The sequence below is a fragment of the Calditrichota bacterium genome (assembly GCA_014359355.1).
Lineage (GTDB): Bacteria > Zhuqueibacterota > Zhuqueibacteria > JANLFK01 > Oleimicrobiaceae > Oleimicrobium.
Genome location: JACIZP010000370.1, coordinates 1 through 8,213 on the forward strand (window position 1 = coordinate 1; position 8,213 = coordinate 8,213).

Below are 8,213 nucleotides of genomic sequence, written 5' to 3' on the forward strand. Positions count from 1 at the left end.
TGTCAGAGTTTGGGAGGCCGATCCAGCAAAACAAGGATTGAAACAAGATGCAATGGTCAGTCTCGCGCCAAACGGCCAGTCTGGTTTGGGAGGCCGATCCAGCAAAATGAGGATTGAAGCGGGGTCCAACGCCGCTTTCCGGCCGGAACGACACCATCTCTCACCAGCTCACATGGCAGGAAGGGGCAGAAAGGCCCACCTGCGCGCCATCGGATGCCCAGCAGGCGCGCCACCGCGGCAAGGATTGACACTGCCTCCCGGTGCGCACCCCCATGTTCGGGCGTTCCCCAGCCAGAGAGGGACTCAGCGTCCACGATGCCCACGGCCGCTTTCTGACTGGTGGCGAGCTGCCCAAGGGAAAAAGGAAGCAGAGGGATGACTCGTGCGCGTGATTTCCGTAGGTGGTTACGGCGGGCCCAGTGCTTGCTTCTGGTGTGCGTCGCATCTCTTGCCGTCAACGCTGCAGGCCAGGAGGTTTGCCCTTCTGCAGATAGCATCTACGCCCACATTCGGCATTTGAGCGAGACCATCGGCCCGCGGCCCATGGGCTCGCCGGCGGAGCAGGCAGCCTTGCGATGGGCAGTAGCCACCTTTCGCCGCTTGGGCGCGGATTCCGCTTACCTCATGCCTTTCCGCAAAGTGCCCCAAGCCAGCCCCCACCTGAATACTACTAGTGGCAACGCCGTCGCCCTGTTCCGCGGCACGAGCGACTCGCTCATCATCATTGGCGGCCACATCGACTCTGCGGGACCGGAGGTGCCCGGTGCCAACGACGACGCCTCCGGCGTGGCCACGGTCCTGGAGCTTGCCCGGGTGTGGAAAGACCGCCCGCGCCGCTACACCATGCTGTTTGTCGCCTTTGGCGGCGAGGAAAGGGGTCTGTTGGGTTCCACCTTCTTCGCCGAGCACTTTCGCGACCTGCCGAAGGCAATGCTGATGCTCTCCTTGGACATGACCGGGGCAGACGGGCCCATCGTGCCCATGTTCGAGACCAGGAAAGCACAGGCCCCTGAGTGGCTGGTGAGAGACGCCTTTGCAGCCGACGCCACGCTCGGCCATGATCTGCTCTTCTACCCCACGCACTTTACCACCCTGAACAGCCTCGGCAAAGGGGCTGGTTCGGACCATGAGCCTTTTCTCAGCAAGAACGTGCCAGCCATCGACTTTACGGTGGGTTTGAACACCTCTCCGATCCACACGCCGCACGACAACATCCTGGCCATCCGCAAGGACAAGCTGGCTCAATATGCGCGGTTTGTTGACTCGCTGCTCCTGCGTTACCAGAGCCAAGGCGTACCCAGCGCCAATTCCCCTCGGTTTATGCTGTGGCAGGTGCGTGGTCGGCTTCTCTTCGTCCCCTGGTGGGCGGTCACTGCGGTGGTCGTGGGCGCGCTGGTGTTGGCACCTGTGTCGCTTTTTGTCGCCCGCCGTGCTCGGCTGCGTCTGCCGCGCCAACGGCGTAGCAGGCTCACCTCTCTGAAGCTCCTGGTGCTCTGGGTGTTCGTGGTCCTCTGTGCCCAGGCGGGCGAGGCGCTGCTGCAGGAGATTCTTGGGTTGCGCCACCCGTGGGTGGTGCATGTCTGGGCCTACGTCGGCTATGCGGGCGTCTGGGCGGTAGCGGGTTTGTGGCTCGCGCTGCAGACCACGCGGGTGTGGCGTTTCTCCCAGGACCCCTACGTCTACAGCCGTTTTGCCCTGATCTTCCTTGCCGTGATGACCGCCGTGCTCATGCCTCTGAGCACCAGGCTTGCCTTCTACCCGGCAATGGCTCTGTTGCTCTTGGCGCTGGCCGTGCTCGTGCCGCTGCCGCCGCTGCGGGCTGCGCTCTGCTTGGCCGCGCCACTGCCCCTTTTCCGCCTGCTTCTGATGGAGGCGCTCCCCATGGGCGCCCGCCTTTTCGCCCACAGCGCCTACGCAGTGGACACCTTCTGGCGCTCGTTCGCCATGACGACGCTCCTCTCCGCACTGTTGGTTGGCTGGCTCGCCCCGGTCCTTTTTATCCTCGGGTACATGGTCAGGGCCATCCCCGGTCTCTCGCTGGTGCTGAAGTCGGTACGACGCGTTGGCTTCGGGGCGGTGCCGTTGGCGGCAGTCGTGGGGTATGGGTTTGTGCTCTCGCGGCTGCCCGCCTACAACGAGATCTGGCGGCCCATGGTGCGCGTGACCGCCGAATACCGGCTCCCGGCGAAGCGCAGCGCGCTCCACTTGGCCAGCGACGAATACCTGCGCGGGGTGAAGCTGCAAGCAGACACTGTGTCCAGGTACTACGCCGGCAGGGTGCACAGCGACTCCTTGGTGGTGCCATTCGCTGCCGACTGGCTGACAATCGAGGGCAGGGAATCCGTGCGCCCGGGCGTGAGCGACACGGTGACTGTTGACTGGCGCTTCTCCTTTGCCCACCCGCCGTACAACCTCGCCGTGAATATCACTGCGGACAGCGGCAGGGTGGACACGGTCGTTTCGGATCTTGCTTTCCGCAAGGGCAAACGAGGCCTCTTCTTTTCCTGGAGTGCCTGGCCAAGCTCTCCGGTGGATCTCCGTGCCACGCTGGTGCTGCGCGGGGCGAGCATGCTGGTGCGGCGCGTGACTGCCACCTACACTGAATTGCCGCTGCTAATCGCGATCACTGCGCCGGAGGCGGACGTCATCTCCCGCACGCGGGTGACGCACACGGATACCCTCAGGCTGGCGCGGACATCCGCTACCGGCGGAAGGTAAGGAAAACCAGTCCGTTTCACGCAGCCGAAATCCGTGGAGGAACCTGGGGCGCTGGGACATACGCCAGGCCATGCGTCGGCCGCTAAGGATGAGCGCCTGCATGGGTAGAAAAAAGTTCTTGCATGTCAGTTCGCGGGTTGCTAAATTCGCGTGGAGTTCGGGGTCCAGAAAGCAGGTTTCGCCTTTGGGAGGGAGCTATGAACGAGCAAAGCGCGCGGTGCCTCCGCTTGGGTCTGGTTGTGGTCGCCCTTGCCGCAGTTGTCTCCTGTGCAGTTAACCCGGTGACCGGCAAGCGCGATTTCATGCTGCTCACCGAGGCGGATGAGATCAACCTTGGCAAACAGACCGATGCCGAGGTCATTGCCACCTACGGGGTTTTGGAAAACCCGCAGCTTCAGGCGTATGTCGCTGACCTTGGGCAGCGGTTGGCACGGGTCAGCCACCGCCCACAACTGCCGTACTCGTTCAAAGTGCTGGATTCGCCGGTGATCAACGCCTTCGCCGTGCCCGGCGGCTACGTCTATCTCACGCGCGGCATTCTGGCTTACCTGAACAATGAAGCCGAGTTGGCCGGGGTCATGGGGCACGAGATCGGGCACATCACCGCCCGCCACACTGCCAAGCAGTACAGCAAGGCGATGGTAGCCGGCCTTGGTCTGGAGGTTGGCAAAGCGCTCTCTGCCGAGTTCCGCAAGTTCGCACCCTACGTGGAGTTTGGCGTCGGCATGCTCTTCCTCAAATTTAGCCGCGACGACGAGCGCCAGGCCGACGAGCTGGGCGTCACCTACTCGACAAAGGCGGGCTATGACGCCTCCAACATGGCCAATTTCTTCGTCACCCTGGAGCGCATGCAACCCAGCTCCGCACAGGGGTTGCCCGACTGGTTTTCGACTCACCCAAATCCGCCTTCGCGCATCAAGAACATCCAGAGCTTAGCAGCACAGTGGAAAAAGACCGTGGGCGCGGCGGAGTACCAGGTAAACAGCGAGAAATACCTGCGCAGCGTGGACGGCATCATCTACGGCGAGGATCCCCGGCAGGGCTATGTGGCCGACGGGATTTTCTATCATCCGACCATGCGCTTCCAGTTCCCTGTGCCGCAAAACTGGAACGTCGCGAACACGCCATCGCAAGTGCAGATGGTTTCGCCCCAGGAAGATGCGGTCATCCTCTTCATGCTGGCTAAAGAGTCCACTCCCAAGGCAGCGGCAGACCGGTTTGTGCAGGAGACCGGCGCCACCGTGGTGGAGTCCACCGCACTGCAGGTCAACGGCCTTCCCGCCCACCGCTTGGTGACCAATTTGGTATCGGGGGAGAGTGCCCTGTCGGTGCTCTCTCACTTTATCCAAAAGGGGAACATGGTGTTCGTGTTCCACGGCTACACTCTTCAGGCTGGGTTTGCGCAGTACAGGACTCTTTTCCAGAACACGGCGGCTCAGTTCCGCGAGCTCACCGATCCGGCGCGCATCAACGTCAAGCCGGCGATCCTGCGCGTGAAGGCGGCGCCACGCCAGGCCACCCTGCGCCAGATCCTCAAGGACTTTGGCGTGGCGGATGACCAGCTCTCGGCCATGGCGATCCTCAACGGCAAGGAGTTGGAACAAGTGCTACCTGCCGGCACGCTGGTCAAGGTAGTGGAAAAGTAGATAACAAGGCCCACAAGCGAAAACGGGCGGAGCACTCGTGCTTCGCCCGTTTCTTTTCTGCGATGGGCAGTTAGCTGCGTTTCTTCTACGGCGTTGTCATCCCCTGCACACGGTAGTTGAACTCATACGACAGCGCGCGACTCCAGTCTTCGTCGAAAATGGTCTTGTAGCGCGTCCCTTCGGGCGGGCCCACAGGTTTGCCATAGGTGAAGAACCAGTTGACAATCGGGCTGCCGGTAAAGCCGAGAGCAATCCAGTACCGCCCTGGCGAGAGGAGAGGTGGCTCCCCCTGGAAGGGGAAATCCACCCAACGGTATCCCGGACGCAGGGAGAGCCGCCCTACGGGGAGCATGTCGCTGGTGGCAATGTAGGCCCCTGGCTTGCCGTTGTCGTCCTTGTACAGTTCCACCCACAGGGTGCCGTCCCCGCCAAAGCGGTGCAGAGCCAGGCCCACGCTGCGCAGGCTGAGCGGCTTGCTAAGCACGAACATCTGCGCGTATTGCGCCGCCTGCGTGGTCACGTACTCGGCCGTCTCCACCAGAAAATTCTTGCGCATTTCGAAGGCGTTTTCGCCGCCTGCCACTGCCGGTCCCCGCGCCGCCATAAAATCCACCCCCTCTGGGTAGTTGAGGTTGCCGTAGACGAACGGCACCGTGTAGCGGAGTTGTTTCATCTCTTGTTCGGGGATGACCTTTGGTGGGGGCGGCGGGGGTGGCGCCTGGTAGGGCTTGAACACGGCCAGCACCTCCGGCAGGAAGAGCATGTTGCGCGGACCGTGCGGTTCTTTCTTGGCATTGAGCGCCACCCGGTCTTGGACAAACTCCGCGTCGATGCTCTCTTCGCACTGCGGCTGCCCTTCTGCGCCTTGCGACTGCGTCCAGCGAATCAAGCCATCCTTGATGGTCTCCTCGTTGTCCACGCCCACCTCGATGCGGATGAAGCGGTTGCTGACAAAGAGCTCGGTCTGCTGAGGGTCAAAAGGCACCCAACCCAGGTCGGGGAAGAAGACTTCGATCCACGAGTGCCTCCCTTGGCCCATGCGCATGGTGAGCGTACCATCGGGCAGCTTCACGTCGTATGGGCGCTTGAGGGTGACGCCATTGACGATGCGCACCGGCACTCCCACGGCGCGCAGGAGCGCCGCAGCCAGATGCGAGTAGTTTTGGCAATTGCCCTTGCCGCTCTGGAATGAATAGAGCGCGTCGTACTGCACTGGCGGTGTCACGTACTGCATGTGGTCCACCACCCAGGAGAGAACCTTCTGCACGGCGTCAAATTCGGTCTGAGCACCGTCGGTCAGCTGGTGTGCCTTGGCGGCGATGGCGGCGTCGCCGCTCTGCACCTGACCGCTCGGTTTGAGGTACACCCCGACCTCAGCGGGCAACCCCACCAGAGGAAACGGGGCCTGGGTCTTCAAAGGCTGGAGCGTGACCTTGGTCACCGCTACCATGGCAATGCTCGCCTCCACCGGGCCTCTGGCACCCGACCAGCTGGCCTTCACCACGCGGTTACCACGCGCATCCACCTCCTCCTGCCGCGAAGACGGCTCGGGCTGGAAGGTGAGAGAAAACTCCGAGACAGCCTGGTTGTAGGTCGGCGAGGTGAAGCTTTCCGGCACCACAAAGCTCAGCAAGAGGGCCTTGGTGCCGGGGGCGGGCTCAACTTTTTGCGAGAGCCGGTAGGCAATCTTCGACTCCTGCCCGCCGTTGAGCAGATAGTTTTCCGCAGCGCTTTGTCCCACCACACACGCTGCGAGCAGCAGCACCACGACTCCTTTTCGCACGGTCACCTCCGTAGCCCGATGAGCTTCCTTGCCCCTTCCTGACCAGGGCTTACACACTCAGCGCACGATCTGCGACGCCTTGAGCCGCGCCCCACAATATTGGGCCATCGTCCGCGCGGCAAAAGACATGTGTTCCTCCAGACGCTCCAGCGAGTAACCGCCGGGGGCAAAAATCACCATCAGCACTTCGCGCGTGTTCTCGGTTATCCGGGTACGGGCCGAGTCCGCGGACGGGTTGCCAAACGGCCCCTCGGCATCCACCAGGACCAGTTTCCCTTGCGCGTTGATCCAGCCTTTGCCGATCCCCTCGTACCCTTCCCCTTGAAGCCCCAGCCGCGCGACGACCTCGCGGCCCTTTATCGCCGCCACGTCGTACAGCCCTATGGGCAGCAGAAAGCGCAAGGAGCAGAGGTTGCAGGCATCAACCACCGTGTTGATTTGATAGAGCTCCATCCCTTTGAGCACGCGGCGCAAGAGCGCCTCCGACGAAGGCCGGTTCTTGGTAGGATCTAACCCGATCCGTCGATAAAGGGCTCGGGCCGGCTGTAGCGCAGGCAGGGCGCCGTCTGGGTTGTGGAAGCGCCTCTGCAGTTCCTCGCCCAGCGATTGCAGCTCCTGCCACAGTTCCGCCGATCTGCTGGTCACCACGACCTCAACGAAGTGCAATACCCCCAGGCTCACCCAGCCAGCCACTTGCGGCGCGACCACCAGCGTGACGTTCCCTTGGCTCATCTGCTCCACCCTTGTACGCCTGCATGTTACGAAATCCTGCCGTGAAAAGCAAGCAAAATGTGCAGGCTTGAGAGATACGTAGCGCACATCATGCCACGGGCCAGGAGCGGCGAAGGCCGCAGCAATTCAAGGCCCATTCTCTTTCTGGGGAAACTGGTCATGCGCCAGCGGAACAGACCGGTCCGGTGCGGGCACATCCCGCCGGATGGGAAGCCCCCTGAGCAGGCTGACGACAGGCCAGGCAGCTCCTCCCCCGCCAGGAGAGCATCTCTTCGGGCCTGGGGACGGTTCGCGCGCCCGAGGGTAATCCCGCGAGAATGCTCAGGCCGCGACGCCTGGTCTGCGACCGTGTGGTTGCCTTCCGGTGCGATGGGGACCGCACCCGCCGCAGCCAGGAGCAAGCGCGCCCTATCTGATGAGTACACAACGGCCGGTGGCGACCTGCCGTGGTCCGGCCACGCGCAGGAAGTACACGCCAGGCCCTACCTGCTGGTCAGGCAGCCAGCGAACGGTCTGCAAACCGGCGGCGTACTCCTGGGCGGCAAGTTGCTGCACAAGCTGGCCCATGGCATTGTACACAGAAACGGTCACCACCTCGGGCGCGGGCACGTCAAACAGCAAAGTGACGCCGCTCTTGTCCTGGCTCAAGGAGAATGGGTTGGGGTAGGCAGGATAGAGCACAAAGCTTGCCGGCGCGCCGCTCGTGGCCTGCTCGGACACCAGGACAGGCGTCGAGGGGACATCGATGCCGGAGAAGACATAGGCCACACCCCCTTTCTCGAACCATGACCTCGAGAGGTCGGCCTTGTTGAAGACGTGCGCATAGCCGTCAGAGCTGCGTGCCGGGTCGTGCACGATGGGGTCACCGTTGGCGGTAAAGCCGGCCAACATCATCAGGTGGCCGCTATACAGGGGTGGGCCCACCGACATGCCGATGCGCCCGCCTCTGGCCAGCACCTCGTAGGCCTGGCTCCAGGAGCGGATGCGTGCCACGGTACCCCGCAGCCCGTGCTCAGCCGCATTCTGTACCACGCGCGGCCAGACGCCAAAAATCCCCCAGTAGGGGTCGTAGGTGTCCAAGGCAAAAGCTAACGGATCGACCGAAATACCGTAGCTGAGCAGGATCATGGCCACGGTGGTCGGTGAGCAAATTCTACCGCCGAACTCACTGGAAATCTTGTACTGCGCCAGAAAGGTGGTGGGAATGAAGATTGCCGGGGGGCGGTCGGCGAGGGCAACGCTCAGGTCGAATTCGGCAGTCGTGCGACTGTCGCTCGCCACGAATGACAACAGCCGCAGCGTAGGCGAAGGCACGCTTACGGCCAGGCGCTTCA

5 protein-coding genes are annotated in these 8,213 nt (G+C 62.7%); 2 read left to right on the forward strand and 3 right to left on the reverse strand.

All coding sequences use genetic code 11. The features are described 5' to 3' along the window. Positions 1 to 375: 375 nt before the first annotated feature. Positions 376 to 2,718, forward strand: a complete 2,343-nt coding sequence (locus H5U38_15475) for a M28 family peptidase (GenBank protein ID MBC7188425.1) — start codon at positions 376 to 378, stop codon at positions 2,716 to 2,718. Between the two features lie 197 nt (positions 2,719 to 2,915). Beyond that, a complete protein-coding gene (locus H5U38_15480; GenBank protein MBC7188426.1) occupies positions 2,916 to 4,364 on the forward strand; it encodes a M48 family metalloprotease in 1,449 nt (482 codons plus the stop codon). An 85-nt stretch (positions 4,365 to 4,449) separates the two neighbouring features. On the opposite strand, the gene H5U38_15485 is transcribed toward H5U38_15480, so the two are convergent. The 3 genes from H5U38_15485 to H5U38_15495 form a co-directional block, all read right to left on the reverse strand. Continuing rightward, positions 4,450 to 6,147, reverse strand: a complete 1,698-nt coding sequence (locus H5U38_15485) for a transglutaminase domain-containing protein (protein MBC7188427.1) — start codon at positions 6,145 to 6,147, stop codon at positions 4,450 to 4,452. 57 nt (positions 6,148 to 6,204) lie between these two features. Beyond that, on the reverse strand, positions 6,205 to 6,879 hold the full coding sequence (locus H5U38_15490) for a hypothetical protein (GenBank protein ID MBC7188428.1): 675 nt from the start codon (positions 6,877 to 6,879) through the stop codon (positions 6,205 to 6,207). Between the two features lie 408 nt (positions 6,880 to 7,287). After that, positions 7,288 to 8,213 (reverse strand): C39 family peptidase (locus tag H5U38_15495; GenBank protein ID MBC7188429.1); only part of this gene is annotated, 926 nt, incomplete at its 5' end.